At 67.3% G+C, this 26,052-nt stretch carries 21 protein-coding genes; 16 read left to right on the forward strand and 5 right to left on the reverse strand.

Annotated features, from left to right (window positions below; genetic code table 11):
* Window positions 1-6 precede the first annotated feature (6 nt).
* Both H0523_RS16435 and H0523_RS16440 read left to right on the forward strand, forming a co-directional pair.
* A complete protein-coding gene (locus tag H0523_RS16435; RefSeq protein ID WP_054433349.1) occupies window positions 7-1,299 on the forward strand; it encodes an aspartate carbamoyltransferase in 1,293 nt (430 codons plus the stop codon).
* A gap of 131 nt (window positions 1,300-1,430) precedes the next feature.
* Window positions 1,431-2,843, forward strand: a complete 1,413-nt coding sequence (locus H0523_RS16440; RefSeq protein ID WP_054433348.1) for a diguanylate cyclase — start codon at window positions 1,431-1,433, stop codon at window positions 2,841-2,843.
* Window positions 2,844-2,993: 150 nt separating this feature from the next.
* Here the strand turns inward: H0523_RS16440 and H0523_RS16445 are convergent, their stop codons facing one another.
* Entirely contained in the window at window positions 2,994-3,893 is a 900-nt protein-coding gene (locus H0523_RS16445) for a recombination-associated protein RdgC (protein WP_006393742.1), read from the reverse strand.
* Window positions 3,894-4,044: 151 nt separating this feature from the next.
* Between H0523_RS16445 and H0523_RS16450 the strand changes: the two genes are divergently transcribed.
* Entirely contained in the window at window positions 4,045-4,254 is a 210-nt protein-coding gene (locus tag H0523_RS16450) for a hypothetical protein (RefSeq protein ID WP_006388393.1), read from the forward strand.
* Window positions 4,255-4,642: 388 nt separating this feature from the next.
* Here the strand turns inward: H0523_RS16450 and H0523_RS16455 are convergent, their stop codons facing one another.
* From H0523_RS16455 to H0523_RS16465, 3 genes are all read right to left on the reverse strand, one after another.
* Window positions 4,643-6,304 (reverse strand): MFS transporter, encoded by a 1,662-nt coding sequence (locus H0523_RS16455; protein WP_054433347.1) that lies wholly within the window; start codon window positions 6,302-6,304, stop codon window positions 4,643-4,645.
* A 311-nt stretch (window positions 6,305-6,615) separates the two neighbouring features.
* On the reverse strand, window positions 6,616-7,992 hold the full coding sequence (locus H0523_RS16460; RefSeq protein ID WP_156350393.1) for a sensor histidine kinase: 1,377 nt from the start codon (window positions 7,990-7,992) through the stop codon (window positions 6,616-6,618).
* Window positions 7,993-8,107: 115 nt separating this feature from the next.
* A complete protein-coding gene (locus tag H0523_RS16465) occupies window positions 8,108-8,797 on the reverse strand; it encodes a response regulator transcription factor (RefSeq protein WP_006393745.1) in 690 nt (229 codons plus the stop codon).
* Window positions 8,798-9,165: 368 nt separating this feature from the next.
* On the opposite strand from H0523_RS16465, the gene recA reads away from it, so the two are divergent.
* Both recA and recX read left to right on the forward strand, forming a co-directional pair.
* Window positions 9,166-10,230, forward strand: coding sequence for a recombinase RecA (recA, locus tag H0523_RS16470; RefSeq protein ID WP_006393746.1), 1,065 nt, complete (start codon window positions 9,166-9,168; stop codon window positions 10,228-10,230).
* 99 nt (window positions 10,231-10,329) lie between these two features.
* Window positions 10,330-11,082 (forward strand): recombination regulator RecX, encoded by a 753-nt coding sequence (gene recX, locus H0523_RS16475; protein ID WP_054460548.1) that lies wholly within the window; start codon window positions 10,330-10,332, stop codon window positions 11,080-11,082.
* Between the two features lie 47 nt (window positions 11,083-11,129).
* Here the strand turns inward: recX and H0523_RS16480 are convergent, their stop codons facing one another.
* Entirely contained in the window at window positions 11,130-12,047 is a 918-nt protein-coding gene (locus H0523_RS16480; protein ID WP_054433345.1) for a LysR family transcriptional regulator, read from the reverse strand.
* Window positions 12,048-12,231: 184 nt separating this feature from the next.
* On the opposite strand from H0523_RS16480, the gene metE reads away from it, so the two are divergent.
* The 11 genes from metE to H0523_RS16530 form a co-directional block, all read left to right on the forward strand.
* Window positions 12,232-14,529, forward strand: a complete 2,298-nt coding sequence (metE, locus tag H0523_RS16485; RefSeq protein ID WP_054433344.1) for a 5-methyltetrahydropteroyltriglutamate--homocysteine S-methyltransferase — start codon at window positions 12,232-12,234, stop codon at window positions 14,527-14,529.
* 215 nt (window positions 14,530-14,744) lie between these two features.
* Window positions 14,745-18,716 (forward strand): Pls/PosA family non-ribosomal peptide synthetase, encoded by a 3,972-nt coding sequence (locus H0523_RS16490; protein WP_054433343.1) that lies wholly within the window; start codon window positions 14,745-14,747, stop codon window positions 18,714-18,716.
* Window positions 18,717-18,858: 142 nt separating this feature from the next.
* Complete coding sequence (locus tag H0523_RS16495; protein WP_035360118.1) at window positions 18,859-19,461, forward strand: DUF2889 domain-containing protein; 603 nt, start codon at window positions 18,859-18,861, stop codon at window positions 19,459-19,461.
* Window positions 19,462-19,471: 10 nt separating this feature from the next.
* On the forward strand, window positions 19,472-20,632 hold the full coding sequence (gene sucC / locus H0523_RS16500; protein WP_054433342.1) for an ADP-forming succinate--CoA ligase subunit beta: 1,161 nt from the start codon (window positions 19,472-19,474) through the stop codon (window positions 20,630-20,632).
* Window positions 20,633-20,735: 103 nt separating this feature from the next.
* Window positions 20,736-21,617, forward strand: coding sequence for a succinate--CoA ligase subunit alpha (gene sucD / locus H0523_RS16505; RefSeq protein ID WP_013392545.1), 882 nt, complete (start codon window positions 20,736-20,738; stop codon window positions 21,615-21,617).
* A 247-nt stretch (window positions 21,618-21,864) separates the two neighbouring features.
* Window positions 21,865-22,563, forward strand: a complete 699-nt coding sequence (locus H0523_RS16510; RefSeq protein ID WP_054433341.1) for a TerC family protein — start codon at window positions 21,865-21,867, stop codon at window positions 22,561-22,563.
* A 115-nt stretch (window positions 22,564-22,678) separates the two neighbouring features.
* On the forward strand, window positions 22,679-23,398 hold the full coding sequence (locus tag H0523_RS16515; RefSeq protein ID WP_054433340.1) for a TerC family protein: 720 nt from the start codon (window positions 22,679-22,681) through the stop codon (window positions 23,396-23,398).
* Window positions 23,385-23,510 (forward strand): hypothetical protein, encoded by a 126-nt coding sequence (locus H0523_RS32295; RefSeq protein WP_006393755.1) that lies wholly within the window; start codon window positions 23,385-23,387, stop codon window positions 23,508-23,510. The genes H0523_RS16515 and H0523_RS32295 overlap by 14 nt, the downstream gene beginning before the upstream one ends.
* A 6-nt stretch (window positions 23,511-23,516) precedes the next feature.
* Complete coding sequence (gene hemC / locus H0523_RS16520) at window positions 23,517-24,464, forward strand: hydroxymethylbilane synthase (protein WP_054433339.1); 948 nt, start codon at window positions 23,517-23,519, stop codon at window positions 24,462-24,464.
* Complete coding sequence (locus H0523_RS16525; protein WP_054433338.1) at window positions 24,464-25,276, forward strand: uroporphyrinogen-III synthase; 813 nt, start codon at window positions 24,464-24,466, stop codon at window positions 25,274-25,276. The genes hemC and H0523_RS16525 overlap by 1 nt, the downstream gene beginning before the upstream one ends.
* A 37-nt stretch (window positions 25,277-25,313) precedes the next feature.
* Window positions 25,314-26,052, forward strand: a 739-nt coding sequence (locus tag H0523_RS16530; RefSeq protein ID WP_180180092.1) for a uroporphyrinogen-III C-methyltransferase, incomplete at its 3' end; no start/stop codon positions are given.

Genomic DNA, 26,052 nt, shown 5'->3' on the forward strand with positions numbered 1-26,052 from the left:
CCTGTCATGACCATTTCCCAGCAAGCCTTCCTGCGCGATGCGATGCGCCGCCTGAATCTCACGCGCGACGTGTTCGCGACCCGGATCGGCGTCAAACGCCGCGCGCTCGACACCTGGCTGTTGCCGGAAGGCTCGCAGGAATTCCGCGCGATGCCGGAAGTGGTGCAGCGTTTCGTCAGCGAAATCGTCCAGAACGGCGTGCTGCTCGAAAAATATACGCAAAGCGTACAAGATGGCCCGCTGCGTGAGCGGATCGCGGTAGAGGGCAAGAACCAGCTGCTGTCGGTGGACCAGTTCACCCGCGAATCGGTCGAGGACCTGTTCCGCGTGGCCGACATGATGCAGCCCATCGCGCGCCGCCAGAAAATCTCGCGCGTGCTGGAAGGCGCGGTGCTCGGCAACCTGTTCTTCGAGGCCAGCACCCGGACCCGCGTCAGCTTCGGCTCGGCCTTCTGCCGCCTGGGCGGCTCGGTCTGCGACACCACCGGCTTCACCTTCTCGTCGATGGCCAAGGGCGAATCGATCTACGACACCAGCCGCGTCATGAGCGGTTATGTCGACGCGATGGTGATCCGCCATCCCGACCAGGGCTCGGTGGCCGAATTCGCGCGCGCCACCAACATCCCGGTGGTCAACGGCGGCGACGGCCCTGGCGAGCACCCGAGCCAGGCGCTGCTGGACCTGTACACGATCCTCACCGAGTTCTCGCGCCTGGGCAAGCTGCTCGACGGCGCGCACATCGCCATGGTCGGCGACCTGAAGTACGGCCGCACGGTGCATTCGCTGATCAAGCTGATGGCGCTGTACAAGAACGTCAAGTTCTCGCTGGTGTCGCCCAAGGGCCTGGAAATGCCCTCCTACATCATCGAGCAGGCCAGCCGCAACGGCAACATCATCGAGCAGAAGACCTCGCTGGCCGAGGGCCTGGCGGGCGCCGACGTGATCTACGCCACGCGCGTGCAGAAAGAGCGCTTCGCCAACGAAGAGAACGAAGGCTACACGCCCGACTTCCAGATCAACCGCGCCATCATCGACGCCTATTGCGGCCCGGACACCATCGTCATGCACCCGTTGCCGCGCGACAGCCGGCCGGGCGCCAACGACCTGAGCGTGGACCTGAACCATGATCCGCGCCTGGCGATCTTCCGCCAGACCGACAACGGCATTCCCATCCGCATGGCCATCTTCGCGGTGCTGCTGGGCGTGGAAGGGCTGGTGCAGCACTCACTGCGCGACGTGACCTGGCAGCACCCGTCGCACATCGGTCCGGACGATTCGGTGTTCCACGGCCTGGAGTAAGGCGTCCGCGGGACAGCGTGGCGCGGCCGCCATGACGGCCGACGCCGGCGATTTCAAGCATAATCCGCGCTGGTTTTTCCTGTCGCGTGTCGTTCCGAGACACGCCATGGAATCTTCGGTCGGATGGTCTTATGTCTTCGAGCAGTCGCGCAGTCCCGTCTTCTCCTGATCCCGCCGGGCAGGCGTGCTACCTGAGCGCGTCCAATGCCCAGGCCTGGCAGGCGGTCTATTCGTCGGTCGATGCCTACACCCGCGGCCAGGTCGCGGCGGTGGTGTCCGACAGCGCCAACGAGCTGGTCGACGCCTTCTATTCCACCTTGCTGGCCGATGCCGAGGCCGGCCCGCGCCTGTCGCACGAGATCGTCGCCACCCGCCTGCACAAGGGCATGAAGGGCTGGCTCAAGGGCCTGCTGTGCGTGCGCGAGCAGGGCGACATCGCGGCGCTGATGGCGGTGCAGAAGAAGGTGGGCGAAGTGCATGCGCGCGTGCACATCCCGATCCACCTGGTGATGGCCGGCGCCCGCATCCTGAAGAACGAAATCGCGTTGCGCCTGCGCGCCAGTGACCTGGACGGCGTGGCGGCATCGGTCGCGACCCAGTACGTCTGCAATCTGTTCGACCTGGCGATCGAGCAGATGAGCCGCGCCTTCATGCGCGACATCAACCGCGGCGCCCGCAACGACGAGGCCTACCGCCTGTTCGCGCTGGGCCAGAACATTTCCACCGAGCGCGAGCGCCAGCGCGCCGCCCTGCTCGAATGGAGCCAGGCGGTGCTGATCGGTCTGCACTACCGCGCGCCGGAACAGGTGCTGCCGCGCCTGGCGGCCTCCGAGTTCGGCCTGTGGCTGCAGCACAAGGGCGGCGTGCTGTTCGAGAGCGCGCCGGCGCTGCGGCAGATCACCGAAGCGGTGGCGCGGCTGGACGACGTGGTGCTGCCCAGCCTGCTGCAGGGCGGCCCGGCGTCGCTGCCGGACCAGGTGCGTGAACTGCAGGAACTGGTGGCGCGCATCAAGCACCTGCTCAATGGCCTGTTCGACATGGTGGCCGAGATCGAGAGCGGCAGCGATCCGCTCACCAACGTGCTCAATCGCCGCTTCCTGCCCTCGGTGATCGGCCGCGAGATCCTGATCGCCACGCGCGAGCGCTCGACGTTCTCGGTGCTGCTGCTGGATATCGATCACTTCAAGGCGATCAACGATCAGCATGGCCACGCCGGCGGCGACCAGGTGCTGCGGCAGTTCGCCGAGGTGGTGCACCAGTCCTGTCGTTCGAGCGATTTCGTGTTCCGCTATGGCGGCGAGGAGTTCCTGGTGGTGCTGGTGGACACGGCGCGCGACGCGGCCCTGCTGGTGGCCGAGAAGCTGGGCGCCGAGATCCGCCGCCACGCCTTCATGATTCCGGAAGTGGGCGCCTTGCGCATCACCGCCAGCATCGGCGTGGCCGCCTTCGACGGCCATCCCGACTACGCCTACCTGATCGACCGCGCCGACAAGGCGTTGTACCAGGCCAAGCAGTCGGGCCGTGACCGCAGCGTTGCCGCCTGACGGGCGCGTGGCCATCTTGTTCGTGGCTGGCGCGCCGCACCCATTCAAGCCGCGCGCAAGCCGCCACGAGAACAAATGGCCGCCCCATGAAAAAGGCCGCCCCCTCTAAAGAGAGGAGCGGCCCGTCGCGGTGAAGCCGGAGCGCGGGGCTCAGATCTTCTTTTCGCCGCCCAGCGCGTCGACCAGCTCGGCCAGCATCTTGGCCAGCTCGCCCGTCATCAGCATCATGTCGGAATCGAACTTCTCGTCGTCGTTGGTGGCGACGGTGTCGTTGCCTTCCTTGAGCACGTCCAGCGGCGCGACGCGCTTGACGTCCAGGCCTTCGGTCAGCACGAACGAGATGCGGTCGGCCCAGGTCATGGCCAGGCGGGTGCACTGCTTGCCCGACTGGATATGGCGGCGCACGTCGTCGGCGTCGATCGAGTGCTTGACGTAGCGGATGGCCGCGCCGCTTTCGCCGGACGAACGCAGCTCGGTGTCCTGGTCGATGCTGAAATTGCTCGGCGCTTCGTCCTCGGCCAGCCAGCCGGTCATGGCGGAGGCGGGCGACTGGGCCACGTACAGGTTTTCGAGCGGGAACGGATCCACGCACTTGGCCAGCAGGCCGATGACTTCGTCGGCCTTGGCCGAGGCGGCGGCATCGATCACCAGCCAGTGGTTCTGCGGGTCGATCCACACGCGGGTGTCGCGGTACACGCTGAAGGCGCGCGGCAGCAGCTCGTCGGTGACGCGCTCCTTGATTTCCTTCATCTGCTTGCGGCCCGGCTTGTAGCCCTGCTGCTCTTCGATCTCCTGGGCGCGCGCCTTGGCGACCTGGTTGACCACGGTGCTGGGCAGCAGCTTCTTCTCGGCGCGCAGATTCAGCAGGATCTGCCCGCCGACGACGTGCGCCAGCCCGCCGTTCTCGCGCGGCGGGACCCAGCCCAGGCTTTGCATTTCGAGGTTGTTGCCGGCCTGATAGGCGTGCCGCGCAAGCGTTTCTTCAAGCTGCTCGCCGGTCAGCGTCCACGGCGAGGAGAGACGGTAAATCTTGAGATTCTTGAACCACATGAGCGTCGGCCAAAAGGGTTGATTCTATACGACGCGGACGGCTTTGCCGCAGCGGTGCAATACGATGGGGTCAGGCGACACGTTCTGTCACTGACAGCCGTGCGGCCATGCGGTAATGTCCGCGGCATCCGTGTGCAATAGGAGAAGAAGCATGAAGATTGTCGGCGCCATCCTGATCGTGTTGGGCATCGCCGCCCTGGCGTATAAGGGCTTCAGCTACAAGTCCGAGGAAACCGTGCTGCAGGTCGGTTCGGTCAAGGCCACGGCCGAAACCGAGAAGTCCGTGCCGATCCCCATGTGGGCCGGCATCGCCGCGATCGTGGCCGGCGTGCTGGTCATCGGCGTGGGCATGCGCCGCTGAGGCGTGGTCCCGCGCAGTGCCCGGGCGGCCGATGCGAGGCCGCCTTTTTCTTGGGCGCGCGCAACGCGTCCGGAAAAAAAAGCGGCCCGGCTCAATAGAGGCCGGGCCGGTACGGGAGCACACAATACCGCGTCATAAAAGGCTCGCGGGGAACGCGGTATCGGTGTCAGAACACTGGCCCTGCAATCGCCTGGCAGGGGGATCAATCGCCGGGCGATCAGGCGCAAGGCCGTAATCTGAGGCGCCAGTCTAACGGCGGGGGTCTGACAGCGTCCTGAATCGGGCGCGACCCGCTCAAGCCATTTCTCGCGCGCAAAAAAAAAGCTCCCAGGGGAGCTTTTGAAAGGCCGGGCAGGCGCAGCAGTCCCGCCCGGCGGGGGATGGTCGTTTAGGCGTTGATGTCGTTGTCCTTGGATTCGCGCACGAACAGCGTGCCGATGACCAGGGTCATGACCGCGATGATGATCGGGTACCACAGGCCGTCGTAGATGTTGCCGGTGGCGGCCACCACGGCGAAGGCGACCGGGGGCAGGAAGCCGCCGAACCAGCCGTTGCCGATGTGATAGGGCAGGCTCATCGAGGTGTAGCGGATGCGGGTCGGGAACATTTCCACCAGCATCGCCGCGATCGGGCCGTACACCATGGTCACGTAGATCACCAGGATGGTCAGCAGCACGACGACCATGACGTTGTTGCTTTGCGCCGGGTCGGCCTTGGCGGGGTAGCCGTGGCTGCGGATGGCGGTGGTCAGGGCCTTGTCCAGTTCGGCGGCCTTGGCCTTGAAGTCGGCCGGCGCCATGGTCTTGCCGTCGAACGAGGCGAACTCGTCATTGCCGATCTTGACCTTGGCGACCGAACCCGCCGGGGCCGCTTCGTTCTTGTAGTTCACCGAATTGCGCGCCATGAACGACTTGACCACGTCGCAGGAGCTGGTGAACGACGAGGTGCCCACCGGGTTGAACTGGAATGAGCAGGTGGCGGGGTCGGCGATGACCGTGACCGGGGCAGTCGCCTGCGCCTTTTCGAGCGCGGGGTTGGCGAAGTGCGTCAGGCCCTGGAAGATCGGGAAGTAGGTCGCCGCGGCGATCAGGCAGCCCGCCATGATGATGGGCTTGCGGCCGATCTTGTCCGACAGCGCGCCGAAGATCACGAAGAACGGCGTGCCGATCAGCAGCGCGATCGCGATCATGATGTTGGCGGTGTTGGCGTCGACCTTCAGCGTCTGCGTCAGGAAGAACAGGGCGTAGAACTGGCCCGTGTACCAGACCACGGCCTGGCCGGCGGTCAGGCCCAGCAGCGCCAGGATCACGACCTTCAGGTTCTTCCATTGGCCGAACGATTCGGCGATCGGGGCCTTCGAACCCTTGCCTTCTTCCTTCATGCGCTGGAAGGTCGGCGATTCGTTCAGCTGCAGGCGGATCCACACCGAGATGCCCAGCAGCACGACCGAGATCAGGAACGGAATGCGCCAGCCCCAGGCCTTGAAGTCGTCTTCGCCCATGACCGTGCGGATGCCCAGGATCACCAGCAGCGACAGGAACAGGCCCAGCGTGGCGGTGGTCTGGATCCACGACGTGTAGAAGCCGCGGCGGCCGTGCGGCGCGTGCTCGGCGACGTAGGTCGCGGCGCCGCCGTATTCGCCGCCCAGCGCCAGGCCTTGCAGCAGGCGCAGCACGATCAGGATGGCGGGAGCGGCCAGGCCGATGCTGGCGTAGCTGGGCAGCACGCCCACCAGGAAGGTGGACAGGCCCATCAGCACGATGGTGACCAGGAAGGTGTATTTACGTCCGACCAGGTCGCCCAGGCGGCCGAACACCAGCGCGCCGAACGGACGCACCGCGAAGCCGGCGGCGAAGGCCAGCAGCGCGAAGATGAAGCCCGCGGTCGGGTTCACGCCGGAGAAGAAGTGCTGGGCGATGATGGCCGCCAGCGAACCGTACAGATAAAAGTCGTACCACTCGAACACCGTGCCCAGCGACGAGGCAAAGATGACGCGGCGTTCATCCTTGGTCATCGGGCGCGGATTCGCGGATGGACCGCGACCTGCCATGGTAGTTGTGCTCATGATGTCTCCTCGATTTTTCTGGCCGGCGGTTTTCCGCCGTGCTTGACCCTCCGCCGGCGAGACCGACATCGAGCTATCGCAAGGTTGGGGCGCGAGGCTGACGAGGTTCTGACGTGACCCTTACCTGAATCTTAAATTTGAAACAAAAAGTAAACATCCCTGGGCAGGCTAGGGATAGTCCTAGGGACGGAACGGGGAACTCGCGTGGCGGCAAGCGCGGCGCGCGACGGCGCCGGGCGGGAAAACGCCTGGGGCGGCGCGAGGCGCCCGTCAGGGGTTCAGGCGGGGTGGGGGGCTCAGTCGCCGAGGTCGTCGACGGGTTCGACGTAGAGCGGGAAGACGACCCGGATGCGCGTGCCCGGCAGGTTCGAGTGCGGGGTCGGGTGGTCGGTGACCACGACGGTGGCCTGGTGCTTCTGCGCGATCTCCCGGACGATGGCCAGGCCCAGTCCGCTGCCGTCCGACAGCGTGCCCAGCACGCGGTAGAAGCGGTCGAACACGCGTTCGCGCTCCTCCGGCGCGATGCCGGGGCCGGAGTCCTCGACCTCCAGCACGCCCTGGTCGCCCTGCGCCTGCACGCGCACTGTGATGTGGCCGCCGCGCGGCGTATAGCGCAGCGCGTTGTCCACCAGGTTGTTGAGCAGTTCGGCCAGCAGCAGCGGGTTGCCGTTGATCTCGACCGGGGTCTCCGACCCTTCGAAGCCCAGGTCGGTGCCGAGCGACAGCGCGTGCGGCACCCAGTGCATCGCCTGTTCGTAGGCGATGGCGTTCAGGTCGGTGGCGGCCAGTCCGATGGCGCTGGGGTTTTCGGCCCGCGCCAGCAGCAGCAACTGGTTCACCAGGCGGGTGGCGCGTTCGGAGCCGGTCACCAGCTGGCGCAGGCTGGCCTGCATTTCCTCGGGGCTGGCGTCGCGCAGGGCCAGTTCGGCCTGGGTCCGCAGGCCCGCCAGCGGGGTCTTCAACTGGTGCGCGGCATCGGCGACGAAACGGCGCTGCGCCTGGACGTTGTCCGACAGCCGGTCGAGCAGGTCGTTCATGGCCGCGACCAGCGGCGCGATCTCGGAGGGCGCGGCGCGTTCGTCAATCGGCGACAGGTCGTCCGGCCGGCGCGCCCGCAGCCGTTGCTGCAGCGCATTGAGCGGCGCGACCCCGCGCGACAGCCCGAACCACACCAGCAGCACCGCGATCGGCAGCACCACGAACTGCGGAATGATCACGCCCTTGATGATGTCGTTGGCCAGCTGGGTGCGTTTCTCGACGGTCTCGGCCACGATCAGCAGCGCCGGCTGGGTGTTGGGCAGGTTCAGGTCGACCCAGGTGAAGGCCAGGCGCACGCCGAAGCCGCGCAGGGTGTCGTCTTCGTACTGCACCTCGCCGGGGCGCGGCTGCCCGACCGAGGCGGGCAGGGGCAGGGCGCGGTCGCCGCCCAGGTATTCGCCGCGGCTGCCGAGCGCCAGCCAGAAGACGCTGTCGGTCTCGTCGGCGCGCAGCACGTCGCGCGCCGGGTCGGTCATCCGCAGCACCGCGCGGCCGTCCTGGGCGTGGACCTGGCGCGTCAGGACGTGCAGGTTGTTGGCGAGCGCGCGGTCATAGGGCACGTTGGCGATGTTCTGCGCCACCACGTAGGTGATGGCGACGCTCATCGGCCACAGCAGGAACAGCGGCGCCAGCATCCAGTCGAGGATCTCGCCCAGCAGCGAGCGCTGCGGCGGCGCGAAGCTGGGGCCGCGGGCCCCGGCCTGCATCACATCCAGCGCTTCCTGGTTGAGCGCCTCCGGCTGTGGCGGTTCAGCTGGCGAGGTAGGCCGCACCCTGATCCCGTTCCAGGCAGTAGCCCAGGCCGCGCACCGTCACGATCTTCACGCCGCTCGGTTCGAGCTTCTTGCGCAGGCGGTGCACGTAGACCTCGATGGCATTGGTGCTGACTTCTTCGCCCCATTCGCACAGGTGGTCGACCAGCTGGGTCTTGCTGACCATGCGGCCGCTGCGGGTCAGCAGGATCTCGAGCAGGCTGACTTCGCGCGCGGACAGGTCCAGCGTCTGGTCGTCAACCATCGCCACGCGCCCGGTCTGGTCGAACACCAGCCGGCCGTGCTTGAGCAGCGTGGCGCCGCCGCCCGCGCCGCGGCGCGTCAGGGCGCGCACGCGCGCTTCCAGCTCGGACAGCGCGAACGGCTTGGCCATGTAGTCGTCGGCGCCCAGGTCCAGCCCCTTGACGCGCTGCTCGATGCTGTCGGCGGCGGTCAGGATCAGGACGGGCAGGGCGGAGTTGCGGGCCCGCAGCCGCCGCAGCACCTCCAGGCCGGCCAGTTGCGGCAGGCCGAGATCGAGGATGAGCAGGTCGAAGGCCTGGGCCGCCAGCGCCGAATCGGCCGCCAGGCCGTCGCGCACGGCGTCGACCGCGTAGCCGTTGTGACGCAGCGAGCGTGACAGGCCGTCGGCCAGGATGCTGTCGTCTTCGGCGATCAGAATGCGCATGGGCTGTCGAAAAGAAGTAGGGCGCGCCGGGTGAGCGACGCACGCGTGCCGCCCTCGGTGGAGTGCCGGGGCGGCGTGCCGGGAGCGCAATGGGGACATAGCGCCAGTTTTTTCCTCGATTCTGTCATACGGCACCGGGCTTGCCCACTCAGGGAATACGTGGAAAACTGTGGCACACTGTTTTTTTGTACAGTACAATCCGATGCCATAATCTGCGCTATCGCTTTCTGATCGGTGCCGATTGCAGCCTGGACCCACCGCTTCGGCGCCGTTTCGATCAACCCCTTGCGACAACCCGCGCGCTGACCGGTATCCGTGCCGCGCCCGACACCCGATACGTTACAGACCTAGACCCGACAGGACACTACATGGACGACAAAACCACCAAGGCCGCCGCTTCGGAAAAAGCCAAGGCGCTGGCCGCCGCGCTCTCGCAGATCGAAAAGCAGTTCGGCAAGGGCTCGATCATGCGCTACGGCGACAACGAGGTCTCGCACGACATCCAGGTGGTGTCGACCGGCTCGCTGGGTCTGGACATCGCGCTGGGCGTCGGCGGCCTGCCGCGCGGCCGCGTGGTGGAAATCTACGGTCCGGAATCCTCGGGCAAGACCACGCTGACCCTGCAGGTCGTGGCTGAAATGCAAAAGATCGGCGGCACCTGCGCCTTCGTCGACGCCGAACACGCGCTGGACGTGCAGTACGCCTCGAAGCTGGGCGTCAACCTGGCCGACCTGCTGATCTCGCAGCCGGACACGGGTGAGCAGGCGCTGGAAATCACCGACGCGCTGGTGCGCTCGGGTTCGGTCGACCTGATCGTGGTCGACTCGGTCGCGGCCCTGGTGCCCAAGGCCGAAATCGAAGGCGAAATGGGCGATTCGCTGCCCGGCCTGCAGGCCCGCCTGATGAGCCAGGCGCTGCGCAAGCTGACCGCCACCATCAAGAAGACCAACTGCATGGTCATCTTCATCAACCAGATCCGCATGAAGATCGGCGTGATGTTCGGCAACCCCGAAACCACCACCGGCGGCAACGCGCTCAAGTTCTACGCCTCGGTGCGCCTGGACATCCGCCGCATCGGCTCGATCAAGAAGGGCGACGAGGTCGTCGGCAACGAAACCCGCGTCAAGGTGGTCAAGAACAAGGTCGCGCCCCCGTTCAAGCAGGCCGAGTTCGACATCATGTACGGCGCCGGCATCTCGCGCGAAGGCGAAATCATCGACCTGGGCGTGGCCGCCAACGTGGTGGACAAGTCCGGCGCGTGGTACAGCTACAACGGCAACCGCATCGGCCAGGGCAAGGACAACGTCCGTGAATACCTGAAGGAACACAAGGAACTGGCGATCGAGATCGAGAACCGTGTTCGCGAGAACCAGGGCATCGTCAGCCGCGCCGCGGAATTCGTGCCCACCGCCGAAGACGACAGCGACGAGTAATCGTCGCGCCATCATCGGATTGCGCCGGGCCCGCCAGCCCGGCCGCCAGCGGCAGGCTCCCGTTCCGGGAGGCCTGCCGCTGGCACATAGAGGAAGCGCATGAGCTGGAAACCGCCCGTCACGTCCGCCGATCGCTTGCGCGCCAAGCTGGACGATGAGTTCGAGACCGTGGCCAAGCCCGAGGGCTTGCGCCGCACGTCGGACCTGCGGCGGGCCGCTGAATCCGCCGCCGCGTCCGGCCATGAGCCGGAGGGCGCGGCGCCGGAAGACGGGGGCGCGCCGGCCTCGCAGTGGCAGCGCAGTTCCGAGCGGCGCGCGGCCGGCGGGCGCGGTCGGCGTGGCAAGGGGGGCGATGCCGATGCGGCGGGCGAGGGCGCGCCGTCGTCCGAAGACAAGCCCCGCACCCCTCCCAAGGGGCCATCCCTGAAGATGCGCGCGGTCGGTTATCTGTCGCGGCGCGAACATGCCCGCGATGAACTGGCGCGCAAACTCGCGCCCCACGCCGAAGATCCCGACGAAGTCGAGCGGGTGCTGGACGCGCTGGAAAAGGAAGGCTGGCTGTCTACCGAGCGCTTCGCGCAAAGCCTGGTGCATCGCCGCGCCTCGCGCCAGGGAGCGGCGCGCATCGTGCAGGAACTGCGCCAGCACGGCGTGGACGACGCCCAGGTGTCCGAACTGCGCGAGCAATTGCGCGCCACCGAATACGCGCGCGCGCTCGAGGTCTGGCAAAAGCGCTTCGGCGCGAAACCCGAGGATCGCGCCGCCTATGCCAAGCAGGCGCGCTTCCTGGCCAGCCGCGGTTTCGCGCACGACGTCATCCGCCGCATCCTGGGGGCGGGCGACGACGACTGAGCCGCCCGCCTGGCAGGCAGCGCGGCGGCATGCGCCGGCTGCCGCGCTTATTTCGCCGACTTGATGCCGCTCAGCGTCTTGAAGCAGACGTCGCGCGTCAGCGTCAGGAATTCGTCGATGTACGAGGCGTCGGTGTCCTCGCTGCGCACCGTCGCGTACAAGGTGCGCCACACACCCTGCGGCCCGAGGCGGCACAGGCGCAGCCAACCCTGGTTCATGTATTCGGTCAGGGCCCAGTTGGGCAGGGCCGCGACGCCGCGATTGCTGGCCACCAGCTGCGCGATGATGGGCGTCAGCTCGGCCTTGCGGATCGCGGCCGGTTCGACGTCGGCGGGATCCAGGAATGCCGTGAAGATATCCAGGCGCTGCTTGTCCACCGGATAGGTGATGAGCGTCTGGTCGGCGAGCTGGTCCGGCATGACGAACTTGCTGCCGGCCAGCGGATTCGATTCGGACACGGCCAGCACCAGCTCGTACTTGAACAGCGGCAGGTATTCCACGGCGTCCAGCTGCTGCGGATCGGACGTGATGACCAGGTCCAGGTCGCCGCGCACCAGCGCGGGCAGGGGGGCGAACGAGAACGCCGCCGACAGGTCCAGCGCCACGTCCGGCCATTGCACGCGGAACGCGTCCAGCGCCGGCATCAGCCACTGGAAGCAGGAATGGCAGTCGATGGCCAGGTGCAGGCGGCCGGTGCGGCCGGCGGCCAGCCGCTGCAGTTCCCGTTCGGTGGCGCGGATGCGCGGCAGCACTTCGTCGGCCAGCGCCAGCACGCGCAGGCCCGCGGTGGTCAGGCGAGCGGGGCGGGTGCGGCGGTTCAGCAGCGGCGTGCCCAGCCGGGTCTCCAGGTCGCGCAGTTGATGGGACAGGGCTGACTGGGTCAGGTGCAGGCGGTCGGCGGCTTCCTGCAGGCTGCCGCCTTCACGGATGGCGGTCAGCGTTTCGAGATGGCGGATTTCCAGCATTGGAGCGGTAACGGTGAGGATGGCACGGCAATCCAGCGGCCGGGGCTGCCGGCCCCGGAGGGAATGGACTCATATTGTATGAGGTTTTCTCATCTTATGGATGTAGACATTGATTTTGATTCATTTTGCTTTGGCCTCAGAATGGCTGGCACTTGAACAGATTTTGTCTAACGACGGGATTGCCATGACTACGATTCATAATTTGGGGTTCCCCCGCATTGGTGCCCAGCGTGAACTGAAGCGCGCTGTCGAAGCCTACTGGGCTGGCAAGCAGACCGGCGAAGCGCTGGAACAGACCGGCCGCGAGCTGCGCGCCCAGCACTGGAAGGTGCAGGCCGCCGCTGGCGTCAAGTTCGTGCCCGTGGGCGATTTCGCCTGGTACGACCAGATCCTGGAATGGACCACGCTGCTGGGCGCCGTGCCCGCGCGGTTCGGCCAGAAGGACAATGAGCCGGTTTCGCTGGACACGCTGTTCCGCATGGGCCGCGGCCGCGCGCCGTCGGGCAATCCCGCCGCCGCCTGCGAAATGACCAAGTGGTTCGACACCAACTATCACTACATCGTGCCGGAGCTGGTGCCGGGGCAGACCTTCCGCATCGCCCGCGAGTCGCTGTTCGAGCAGATCCGCGAAGCGCAGGCGCTGGGCCATGCGGTCAAGCCGGTGATCCCGGGGCCGCTGACCTGGCTGTTCCAGGGCAAGGGCGACGCCTTCGCCGACGGCGCGGCCGACGCGGCCAAGCTGCAACTGCTGGCCAATCTGGTGCCCGTCTATGAAGAAGTGCTGTCGCGCTTCGCCAAGCTGGGCGTGGAATGGGTGCAGATCGACGAGCCGATCCTGGTGCTGGACCTGCCGCAGGCCTGGCGCGACGCCTTCAAGCAGGTGTATGCCACGCTGTCGGCCAGCCCGGTCAAGCTGCTGATCGCCACCTACTTCGACGGCCTCAAGGACAACCTGGGCACGGCGCTGGGCCTGCCGGTGGCTGGCCTGCACGTGGACCTGGTCCGCGCCCCCGGGCAACTGGCCGAGGTGCTGGCCGGCCTGGGCGCCGACAAGGTGCTGTCCGCAGGCGTCATCAATGGCCGCAACATCTGGCGCACCGACCTGGACGCCGCCATCGCCACGCTGGCGCCGGTCCGGCAGCAACTGGGCGACCGCCTGTGGCTGGCCCCGTCGTGCTCGTTGCTGCACGTGCCGGTGGACCTGGCCAACGAAACCGAACTGGACGCCGAGCTCAAGAGCTGGCTGTCGTTCGCCGCGCAGAAGCTGGAAGAGTTGAGTCTGCTGGGCTGCGCGCTGGACGGCGGCGCCGATGCCGGCGTGCAGGAAGGCCTGGCCAGGCAGCGCGCCGCCCTGGCCGCGCGCCGCGCCTCGACCCGCATCCACAACCCCGCCGTGGCGCAGCGCATGGCCGCGTCGGTCAGCGTGTCGCGTGACCGCGCGCCGTTCGCCGGCCGCATCGCCCGCCAGCAGGAAGAGCTGGGCCTGCCGGCCTATCCGACCACCACCATCGGTTCGTTCCCGCAGACCGCCGAGATCCGCGCGCTGCGCCGCGACTGGAAGTCGGGCGCGCTGACGGATTCGGGCTATGAGACCGCCATCCGCAAGGAAATCGAGGAAGTGATCCGCTTCCAGGAGAAGGTCGGCCTGGACGTCCTGGTGCACGGCGAACCCGAGCGCAACGACATGGTGGAGTACTTCGGCGAGCTGCTGGCCGGCTTCGCCTTCACCAGGAATGGCTGGGTGCAGAGCTACGGCTCGCGTTGCGTCAAGCCGCCGATCATTTTCGGCGACGTGGCCCGCCCCGCGCCGATGACGGTGGGCTGGTCCTCGTACGCCCAGTCGCTGACCGACAAGCCGGTCAAGGGCATGCTGACCGGTCCGGTCACCATCCTGCAGTGGTCGTTCGTGCGCGACGACCAGCCGCGCGAACAGACCTGCCGCCAGCTGGCGCTGGCGTTGCGCGACGAAGTGGTGGACCTGGAAGCCGCCGGCATCAGCGTCATCCAGATCGACGAGCCGGCCATCCGCGAAGGCCTGCCGCTGCGCCGCGCCGACTGGCAGGCGTACCTGGACTGGGCGGTGGACTGCTTCCGCCTGTCGACCGCCGGCGTGCGCGACGAGACGCAGATCCACACGCACATGTGCTATTCGGAGTTCAACGACATCATCGAATCGATCGCCGCCATGGACGCGGACGTGATCACGATCGAGACGTCGCGCTCCAACATGGAACTGCTCAAGGCGTTCGAGGACTTCCGCTACCCGAACGACATCGGCCCGGGCGTCTACGACATCCACTCGCCCAACGTGCCCGACGTGGACTGGATGGTCGGCCTGATGCAGAAAGCCGCCGCCCGCCTGCCGAAGGAGCGGTTGTGGGTCAACCCGGATTGCGGCCTGAAGACGCGTGCCTGGCCCGAGACCGAAGCCGCGCTGATCGGCATGGTGCAAGCCGCCCGCGCCCTGCGCGACGCCGCCTGATCGGCGGTCCCTTATCGGCGGTCCCTGATCGGCGGCGGCCGGTCGGGCCGCGGCCCGGAGGCGTCCGGGCCGGCCTTCCGGGTCCGGCAACCCGGAACCCCTGTGTTGTGCGCGGGACGCACGGCACAGGGGTTTTTTTCATTGGCGCTTGAACGAAATCGCGCCTTGTGGGTCAATAGGCACAACATCCTTTCTGCTGGATTGTCGCCGTACCTATGATTCTCCAAGGCCCCTATCGGCCGGATCTGCTTGCCGCGGAGACGCTGCCCGATATTCTGGAAGCCACGATCCTGCGGTATCCCACCGCCGCGGCCATTCATTGGCTGGATCAAACCCTCACCTACGAGACGCTCGGGCGACGCGCCGACCTGGCCGCGCACCACCTGATCGAGGCCGGCGTGCGGCCGGGCGATATCGTCGGCCTGTGCCTGCCGCGCGGCGACGACCTGCTCGTCATGCAGGCCGCCATCGCCAAGGCGGGCGCGGCCTGGCTGCCGTTCGAATCCGACACGCCGCCCGACCGCATGCTGGTGTGCCTGCAGGACGCGGGCGCGCGCGGCCTGGTCGCGGGCGGGGACGTGCGCCTGGATGGCATGATCACCTGGACCACCTGGGAACTGTCGGTGGCGGTCGATGCGCCGCTGCGTCGGCGCGACGGCCTGCTGCCCGAGCACCCGGCCTACGTGATCTATACCTCCGGCTCCACCGGCAAGCCCAAGGGCGTGCCGATCAGCCAGGCCAGCATCTGCCATTTCCTGCGCAGCGAGAACGAAGTGCTGGGCGTGCGCCATGGCGACAAGGTCTACCAGGGCTTCTCGGTGGCCTTCGACATGTCGTTCGAGGAAATCTGGATCAGTTACCTGGTTGGCGCCACGTTGTGGGTGGCGCCCAAGATGCTGACCACCGATCCCGAGGCATTGCCCGACGCGCTGGTGCGCGAGGGCGTGACCGTGCTGCACGCGGTGCCGACGCTGCTGGCGCTGTTCGCGCGCGACGTGCCGGGCCTGCGCATCGTCAACCTGGGCGGCGAGATGTGCCCGGAATTCCTGGTGCAGCGCTGGGCCACGCCTGGCCGCCGCCTGTTCAACACGTACGGCCCGACCGAGACCACGGTGTCGGCCAGCCTCGCCGAGCTGCTGCCCGGCCAGCCCGTCACCATCGGCACGCCGCTGCCCAACTACGGCATGCTGATCCGCGGCGACGACGGCGCGGTGCTGCCGCAGGGGCAGACCGGCGAGCTCTGTATCACCGGCCCCGGCGTCGCCGGCGGCTACCTGGGGCGTCCCGAACTGACGGCCGAGAAGTTCCTGGCCAACCCGCGTCCCAGCGGCGACCATGACACCCGCATGTACCGCAGCGGCGACCTGGCGCGCATCGACGAGAACGGCCAGATCCAGTGCCTGGGCCGCAGCGATGACCAGGTCAAGGTGCGCGGCTTTCGCGTCGAACTGGGCGAGATTGAGGCCGCGCTGTATCGGCAGGCCGGCGTCGGGGCCGCCGCCGTGGTGCTGCGCGATCTGGCGGGCATCGACCAGTTGGTGGCGTTCCTGACGCCGGAGGGCGACGCGCGGCTCGATCCGCACGCGCTGCGCGCCGCGCTGGCCGCGGAGTTGCCCGCCTACATGATTCCGGCCCGCTTCGAACTGGTGGCCGAAGTGCCGCGCCTGACCTCGGGCAAGATCGACCGCAAGGCGCTGAAGGCGCGCGAGCTGGCCACCGCATCCGAGCCCAGCGGCGAAGACGACACGCCGGTCTCGCCGGCCGAGCACGCCTTGTTCGAGGCCCTGCGGCCGCTGTTCCCGGGCCAGCCGCTGCGGCTGGCCAGCGATTTCTTCCGCGACCTGGGCGGCCATTCGCTGCTGGCGGCCCGGCTGGTGTCGTCGCTGCGCAAGCATCCGCAGTTTTCCGCGCTGACCATGCACGAGCTCTACCAGCATTCCGTGCTGGGCGCGCTGGCGGCGCGGCTCGACGCGCTGGCGGCCGAATCGGCGGCCGCGGCGGCGCCGGTCCAGCAGGCGCCGATCGAGCGCGCGCCGGAATGGCGCCGCTGGGCCTGCGGCCTGGCGCAGCTGGCGGTGCTGCCGCTCCTGATCGGCGTGCGCATGCTGATCTGGCTGACGCCGTTCTTCACCTACCACTACTTCACCGGCGACGAGGGCGATTCGGTGTGGCGCGCGGTGGCGCTGTCGATCGCCAGCTACCTGGCCTGCAACCTGCTCAGCTTCGGCGTGGCGGTGGTCTGCAAGTGGGGCATCCTGGGCCGTCTCAAGGCGGGCCGCTATGCGCTCTACGGCTGGACCTTCTACCGCTGGTGGCTGGTCGACCGCATCCTCGACATTCCGCCCGCGCACCTGCTGGCGGGTTCGCCGCTGCAGGCCTGGTACCTGCGCGCGCTGGGCGCGCGCATCGGCCGCGACGCCGCCATCAGCCGCATTTCGGTGCGGGCCCCGGACCTGCTGACGGTGGGCGATGGCGCCAGCGTCGGCGCGGCGGTGAACCTGGAGAACTTCGAGGTGCACGGCGCGCACTGGGTCGTGGCGCCCATCACGCTGGGCCGGAACGCCTACGTCGGTTCGTATGCGGTGGTGCAGGGCGACGTGACCATCGAGGACGACGGCCGGCTCGACGGCCTGTCGTCGCTGGCGACCGGCTCGCGCATCCCCGCCGGCCAGATCTGGAGCGGCGCGCCGGCGCGGCACGATCCGCAGGCGCGCGCCCCCGAACTGCCCGAGCGGCCGGTGCGCGAAGGGCGCTGGGCGCGGCTGGACATGCTGGCCTACGCCGCCGGCGGCACGCTGATCGCGGCGCTGTTCTTCATGCCGGTGTTCCCCAGCTTCGTGCTGATCGACTGGATCGACGCGCGCTGGCTGGACCTGATGGGCTCGCGCGTCTGGTGGCCGAATGCGTTCCTGGCCTATCTGCTGCTGGCCCTGCCGGCCAGCGCCTTGCTGCTGTTCCTGACCGTGCTGGTCTCGGCCATGCTGCGCTGGGCGTTGCTGCCGCGCTTGAGCGGCGGACGCTGGCCGGTCTATGGCCAGATCTACCTGCGGCGCTGGCTCACCAACCAGATCCAGGAGTCCAGCCTGAGCGTGCTGCACGGCCTGTATGCCTCCATCTATGCCGGCACCTGGTACCGGCTGCTGGGCGCCAAGGTCGGGCCCGGCACCGAGATCTCGACCGCGATGGGCATCGTGCCCGACATGCTGACGCTGGGCCGCGACAGCTTCATCGCCGACGGCGTGATGCTGGGCGACGAAGAAATCGACCGCGGCTGGATGACCATGCGGCCCACCGTCATCGGCAACCGCAGTTTTGTCGGCAACGGCGCCTACGTGCCGGATGGCTCGGTCCTGCCCGACGACGTGCTGATCGGGGTGCAGAGCCGGGCGCCGGCCAACGCCCGCATGGCCAGCGGCCAGACCTGGCTCGGCAATCCGCCGCTGGCGCTGCCTGCGCGCGAGCAGGCGGCGGGCTTCCCCGACCACCTGACCTTCCGTCCCAGCCTGGGCCGCAAGGTGGCGCGCGGCGCGGTCGAGTTGATGCGCATGATCCTGCCGCTGGCGGTGGTGATCGCGGTGGGCTACCTGACGGTCATGAAGGTCATCCCGATCGCGGTGCGCGACGGTTTCGTGGCGGCGTTCGACGAACTGATGCTGGCCGGCGTGCTGTACGGCGTCGGCACCTTCCTGTTCCTGGTGGCGCTCAAGTGGCTGCTGATCGGCCGTTACCGGCCGCACGCCGAGCCGATGTGGACGCCGTTCGTGTGGAAGAGCGAGGCCGTGACCAGCCTGTACGAGTCGATCGCGGTGCCGAACTTCTTCAACTTCCTGCGTGCCACGCCCTGGCTGCCGCTGGCCCTGCGCTGCATGGGCGCGCGCATCGGCAAGCGGGTGTTCATGGACACCACCGACATCACCGAGTACGACTGTGTATCAATTGGGGACGATGCGGTGCTGCACGCCTGGTCGGGGCCGCAGACGCACCTGTTCGAGGACCGCGTCATGAAGATCGGGCAGGTCCGCATCGGCAACGGCGTCAATGTCGGGCCGCGCAGCACCATCCTGTACGACACCCGGGTCGAGGACGGCGCTCGCCTGGGGCCGCTGACCCTGGTGCTCAAGGGCGAAAGCATCCCGGCGGGCCAGGCCTGGATGGGCAGTCCGGCCACTCCGTGGACACAAGGCTGAGGCGGCGCGGCGCGATCCGCCCGGGCGGCGGGCGTTCGCGGCGCGCATTTTGACGGTCGGGGCAGGGCGGGCTGCGCTATACTTTGAAGGTTTTGTTGCCGCGCACCATGCGCCGGCCGTCTTCGCCCCGCAGGCCCCAAGCATGCCCTTGCCACCGCCGGATTGTCCTCGCCAGCCGCTGCACACGCGTTCCATACGCGTGCAGTCGTATGCGCGCGATGACGGCAAGTGGGACCTGGAAGCCGAGCTCATCGACGTCAAGGCGTACGATTTTCCCAAGCGCGACGGCGAGATGTTCAAGGCGGGGCAACCCATCCACCATATGCACCTGCGCATCACCATCGATGGCGATTTCACCATCGTGGCGGCGCAGGCCGTCTATGATGCCGCTCCCTACGGCGAGCACTGCATGGCCATCGAATCCGCCTACGCTGACCTGATCGGCATGAACCTGCTCAAGGGGTTCCGCCGCCAGGTCAAGGAGCGCTTCGGCCATGTCGAGGGCTGTACGCACATGACCGAGCTGTCGCAGGTGCTTCCCACCGCGGCGGTGCAGACCATGGCCAACCGCCGGCGGCAGGAAAGCAACCCGAACCGGCGTCCATTCCAACTGGACGGCTGTCATGCGCTGAGCACCGACGGCCCGGTGGTGGCTGAGCACTATCCCAAGTGGTACACCGGGGGTAGCGCTGAGGCATCGGCCGATTCGACCTCCGATTCACCTTCTCTTTCTCATACGTCCTGACAGGTAACACATGAAAATCCACGAGTATCAAGGCAAGGAACTGCTGAAGCAATTTGGCATCCCGGTGCCGCGCGGGATTCCCGCTCTTTCCGTCGACGAGGCCGTGGCTGCCGCTGAAAAGCTGGGTGGACCGGTTTGGGTCGTCAAGGCACAGATCCACGCGGGCGGCCGCGGCAAGGGCGGCGGCGTGAAGCTGGCGCGCTCGCTGGACGACGTGCGCAAGCTCGCCTCGGAAATCCTGGGCATGCAGCTGATCACGCACCAGACCGGCCCGGAAGGCCAGAAGGTCCGTCGCCTGTACATCGAAGACGGCGCCGACATCCAGAAGGAATACTACGTGTCGCTGGTCACTGACCGCGCCACCCAGAAGGTCGCCTTCATCGCCTCCAGCGAAGGCGGCATGGACATCGAGGAAGTGGCCCACTCCACCCCCGAGAAGATCATCACCGAATACATCGACCCGCTGACCGGCCTGTCCGCCGAGCAAGCCACCAAGATCGCCAACGCGATCGGCCTGCCCGCCGACTCGACCGCCCAGGCCGTGGACGTGTTCCAGAAGCTCTACCAGTGCTACATGGAAACCGACGCCTCGCTGGTTGAAATCAACCCCCTGAACCGCGACAGCAAGGGCAACATCATCGCCCTGGACGCCAAGTTCAACTTCGACTCCAACGCCCTGTTCCGTCACCCGGAAATCGTCGCCTACCGCGACCTGGACGAAGAAGATCCGGCTGAAATCGAAGCCTCGAAGTTCGACCTGGCCTACATCCAGCTCGACGGCAACATCGGCTGCCTGGTGAACGGCGCCGGTCTGGCCATGGCCACCATGGACACCATCAAGCTGTTCGGCGGCGAGCCGGCCAACTTCCTGGACGTCGGCGGCGGCGCCACGGCCGAGAAGGTCACGGAAGCCTTCAAGATCATGCTCAAGAACAAGAGCGTGAAGGCCATCCTGGTCAACATCTTCGGCGGCATCATGCGCTGCGACGTCATCGCCGAAGGCGTGATCGCCGCTTGCAAGGCCGTCAACCTGAACGTGCCGCTGGTCGTCCGCATGAAGGGCACCAACGAAGAACTCGGCAAGAAGATGCTGGCCGAGTCGGGCCTGCCGATCATCAGCGCCGACACGATGGCCGAAGCCGCCACCCGCGTCGTAGCCGCCGTCAAGTAACTATGCCCCCACGCCGCGCCCCTTCGTGGCTTGCTGCCCCCCAAGGGGGCGCTTTGCACCTAGGGACGGCCCGGCGGTACAAAGAAAATCCAAGGATTCACAAATGTCGATTCTGATCAACAAGGACACCAAGGTCATCACCCAGGGCATCACGGGCAAGACCGGTCAGTTCCACACCCGCATGTGCCGCGAGTACGCCAACGGCAAGGCGGCCTTCGTGGCCGGCGTGAACCCCAAGAAGGCCGGTGAGGACTTCGAAGGCGTGCCGATCTTCGCGTCGGTCAAGGACGCCAAGGCCGACACCGGCGCCACCGTGTCCGTCATCTACGTGCCGCCCGCCGGCGCCGCCGCCGCCATCTGGGAGGCCGTCGAGGCCGAACTGGATCTGGTGATCTGCATCACCGAAGGCATCCCGGTCCGTGACATGCTGGAAGTCAAGAACCGCATGAAGGCCAAGGGCAGCAAGACCCTGCTGCTGGGCCCGAACTGCCCCGGCCTGATCACCCCGGACGAAATCAAGATCGGCATCATGCCCGGTCACATCCACCGCAAGGGCCGCATCGGCATCGTCAGCCGTTCGGGCACCCTGACGTACGAAGCCGTGGCGCAAGTCACCGAGCTGGGCCTGGGTCAATCCAGCGCCGTCGGCATCGGTGGCGATCCCATCAACGGCCTCAAGCACGTCGACGTCCTGAAGATGTTCAATGACGATCCCGACACCGACGCCGTCATCATGATCGGCGAAATCGGCGGTCCGGACGAAGTCAACGCCGCCGAGTGGGCCAAGGACAACATGAAGAAGCCGGTCGTCGGCTTCATCGCCGGTGTCACCGCCCCTCCCGGAAAGCGCATGGGCCACGCCGGCGCGCTGATCTCCGGCGGCGCCGACACGGCCGACGCCAAGCTGGAAGTCATGGAAGCCTGCGGCATCCGCACGACGCGCAACCCCTCCGAAATGGGCAAGCTGCTCAAGTCGGTGCTGTAAGATTGGTTGCATGAAGAAGGCCCGCTTCGGCGGGCCTTTTTTTCGTTCTTTCCTAGGGAAACCCCGTGTCCATGATGCGGCCGGTGAAACATACGGAAAGCTGAACGAAACTATAATGAAAGAAATTCTGCACGTACCCAGCAAGAATGCCGTCGGGCTCGCACCAAGACGGTCAGTACGTCTTTTTGTCTTTTTCACCCATTCATTTGGTTTGTCCTAGGGGGATCACGTCCTAGGAAAGAGAGGTATGGAACTCAGTTCAGCGGCATTCTGGTTAGCGTTGCTCCAGATCATTTGGGTCAACATTCTGCTGTCGGGCGATAACGCCGTGGTCATTGCGCTGGCAGCGCGTTCGCTGCCGCCGGCGCAACAAAAGAAAGCGATCGTGGTCGGCTCGGCCGCCGCGATCATCATGCGTATCGTGCTGACGCTGGTGGCCGCCAAGCTGCTGATGCTGCCGTGGCTCAAGCTCATCGGCGCATTGCTGCTGGTCTACATCGGCGTGACCCTGTTGCTGCCGGAAGGCGAGGAAGAGGGCGACGGCAAGAATCATGGCAATCTGCTGACCGCGATCCGCACGATCATGATCGCCGACCTGGTCATGAGCCTGGACAACGTGGTGGCCGTGGCCGCCGCGGCGATGGGCGACACGACCCTGCTGGTGCTGGGTCTGGCGATCAGCATTCCGCTGGTGATTTTCGGCAGCACGCTGCTGCTCAAGGTCATCGAGCGCTTCCCCCTCATCGTCTGGGTGGGCGCGGCGCTGCTGGGTTTCATCGCCGGCGAATTGCTGGTGGGCGATCCGGCCCTGCAGGAACCGGTGGCGCGCATCGACGCGGCATTGGGTATGACGCAACACAGCTTCGCGCTCATGTGCGGCGCGCTGGGTGCGGTGCTGGTCCTGGCCATCGGCAAAGTTTTGCTGCTGCGCCAGAAAGCTGACTGAAAGCTGAACTACAATAATAAGTTGTTCCAAGCCCGCCGCCGCGCTCGTCGCGGCGGCGGGTTGGCCGGCACGGGGCCGGCCTTTATATTTTGATAAATGCCTTCGGGGGTTCAAATTGCTTGAGTTTTTCCAGACGCTGAGTTGGGCAGCGGTATTCCAGATCATCCTCATCGACATCCTGCTCGGCGGCGACAACGCGGTGGTGATCGCGCTGGCTTGTCGCAACCTGGAGCCCAAGCAACGCATGCAGGGCATCCTGTGGGGCACCGCCGGCGCCATCCTGCTGCGCGTGGTCCTGATCGCCTTCGCGCTGACCCTGCTGTCGATTCCGTTCCTGAAGGTGGTGGGCGGCCTGCTGCTGGTCTGGATCGGCGTCAAGCTGCTGGTGCCCGAGGATGACGCCCACGGCAACGTGAAGGGCGGCACATCCATCGTGGCCGCCATCAAGACCATCATCATCGCCGACTTCGTGATGAGCCTGGACAACGTCATCGCCATCGCCGGCGCCGCCCAGAACGCCCACGCCGACCACCAGATCGGCCTGGTGGTCTTCGGCCTGGTCGTGAGCGTGCCCATCATCATCTGGGGCAGCACGCTGGTCCTGAAGCTGATCGACCGCTATCCGCTGGTGGTGACTTTCGGCGCGGCGCTGCTGGGCTGGATCGCGGGCGGCATGCTGATTACGGACGTGTTTGTCGAAGGTCAATTCGGCGTCCAGCCCACTGCGGTTAAAATCGGCGTAGAAATTTTCGGCGCCTTGCTCGTTGTTGTCCTTGGACGGTGGCTGGCAAGCCGCAAAACCGCCTCCAAGGAATCCGTACATGAGTCTGCGTAGATCCGCCGATCCCCAGCAAACCGAATCAGGCCTGAGCCTCCTGCAGGGCCTGTTCGTGCTGGCCATCCTCGGCGTTGTGGCGACGGTCATCGTCTCCCACTTCGTTCGATGACGCCTCGTGTCTCTGCCGCAACGCTTGGTCATCGCGACCCGCGCCAGCCGGCTTGCCCTGTGGCAAGCCGAGCATGTGCGCGATCGGCTGCGCACGCTGTACCCGGCGTGCGCGGTTGAACTGCTCACCCTGACGACCCGAGGCGACCAGATCCTCGACCGCACGCTTTCCAAGGTGGGCGGCAAGGGGCTCTTCGTCAAGGAACTCGAAACCGCGTTGCTCGACGGCCGCGCCGATCTGGCCGTGCATTGCCTGAAGGACATGCCGGTCGATCTGCAGGCGCCGTTCGAGCTGTGCGCCGTGCTCGATCGCGCCGATCCGCGCGACGCCTTCGTCTCCAACCGCTACGACACGCTGGCCGACCTGCCGGCCGGCGCCGTCGTCGGCACGTCCAGCCTGCGGCGCGAATCGCAGATCCGCGCGCGTTTCCCGCAACTGGTGGTCAAGCCGCTGCGCGGCAACCTCGACACCCGCCTGGGCAAGCTCGACCGCGGCGAATACGACGCCATCGTGCTGGCCGCCGCCGGCCTGAACCGGCTGGGCCTGGCCGACCGCATCCGCTGCCTGCTCGATCCGGCCGATTGCCTGCCGGCGGCCGGGCAGGGCGCGCTGACCATCGAGATCCGCGATGACCGCGACGACATGCGCGCCTGGCTGGCGCCGCTGAACGACGCCACCGCCACCTCGATCTCGCTAGCCGAACGCGCCGTGTCGCGCCGGCTGGGCGGCTCCTGTCAGGTGCCGCTGGCGGCCTACGCCGAAATCGACGACGGCACGCTGACGCTGCGCGCGCTGGTGGCGTCGCCCGACGGCACGCGCACGCTGCGCGCCGAACGCAGCGGTCCGGTGGACCAGGCGCAGGCCATCGGCGAGGCGGTCGCCGCCGAGCTGTTCGATGCCGGCGCCCAGGCCATTCTCGACGAGCTGCTGCAAGACGCGTCCCCCGAGGACTGATGGACGGGGCCGCCGCCCAAGCGCCGCGCGTGGCCGTGTTGACACGGCCCGCCGGCCGCAATGAGGCGCTGGCCGACCGCCTGCGCGCCGCCGGCTGGACGCCCTGCATCCTGCCCGCGCTCGATATCCACCCCTTGCCTGTCGCCGCCGCGGACCTGCCGCGGCCGGCGAGCTACGACATGGTGGTGTTCGTCAGCGGCAACGCCGCCCGGCAGTACCTGGATCAACTGGCGCGGGCCGATGGCCCGGCGGCCTGGCCCGCGGGCACGGCCGTCGCCACGGTCGGGCCGGCCAGTGCGGCGGGGCTGGCCGGGTTGCCGTGTTTTGGCGCGAATACAACAGTCCTGCACCCTGGCGAGCAGGCCGCCAGCCATGATTCCGAGGCGCTCTGGGAGGTGCTTTGCGGCCTGCCGCGGCTGCCGTCGCGCGTGCTGCTGGTGCGGGGCACGCAGGGCCGCGACTGGCTCAGTGAACAATTGCAGTCACATGGCGTCGCCGTGACACGTCACGCGGCTTACCGGCGCGAGCCGGCACAATGGGACGAATCCGAGCTTGTGCCCCTGCGGCGCTGGGCCGCGCAGGGCGTGGCGGCCACCTGGCTCATCACCAGCGGCGAGGGCGCGGACGCGGTGCGCGACCAGTTGCGGGCGGCCGGGCTGGCCGCCTGGTGGGACGGTTGCGGCTTTGTCCTGACCCATCCGTCGCTGGCCCGGCGCGTGCCGTCGCCGGCATCCGGGCCGGGTTCGCAAGCAAAGGTAAAAATCTGCCTGCCCAACGACGAGTCGATTTTCCAGGCTTTTGTTGCTGCTTGATTCGTTGCTTCGGACTGACACCGAATACAATCGCGTCATGACAGACAAGACTCCCGCTACCGATCCGGCCGTTCACCCGGCCGCCCCGGGCGCCAGCGCGCCCGCATCGGCCCCGGCCGATTCCGTCAAGGCCCGTCCGGCCAAGCGCGGCAGTGGCCCCCTGGTCACCGCCCTCATCATCGTCATCCTGCTCGCCGTCGGGCTGGGCTATGCCCTGTGGCAGCAACGCACGCAGTTCGTCGCCGCCGGCCGCGAGGTCGCCTCCCGACTGGACACGCTGGCCGCCGACGTGGCGCAGGCGCGCAAGGACACCCGCGAAGCCCTGGCCCTGGCGCAAGCCCAGGCCGGCCGCCTGGGTGACCTCGAAGACAGCGTGCGCGAGACCCAGAGCCAGTACAACGCGCTGCAACAGGCTTGGCAGAACTTCAACGACAGCGCCAGCGACGAGCTGCTGGCCAACGACGTCGAGCGCCTGCTCACCATCGGCAGCCAGCAGCTGCGCCTGGCCGGCAACGTCTCCAACGCCATCGTCGCGCTGGAAACCGCGCAATCGCGCCTGGCGCGGGCCGACCGGCCGCGTTTCTCCAGCCTGCAACAGGCCATCAACGGCGACCTGGACCGTCTGCGCGCCGTGTCCACCGTCGACATCCCGGCCCAGTCGGCCCGCATCGAACGCCTGACGGCCCTGGTCGGCAAGGCGCCGCTGCTGGTGCCGGACGCCGCCGCGCCCGGCGTCGCCGCCGGCGAGACTCTCCCCGCGACCCCGGCGCCCGCCG

Source organism: Achromobacter insuavis (assembly GCF_902859645.1).
Classification (GTDB): Bacteria; Pseudomonadota; Gammaproteobacteria; order Burkholderiales; family Burkholderiaceae_B; genus Achromobacter; species Achromobacter insuavis.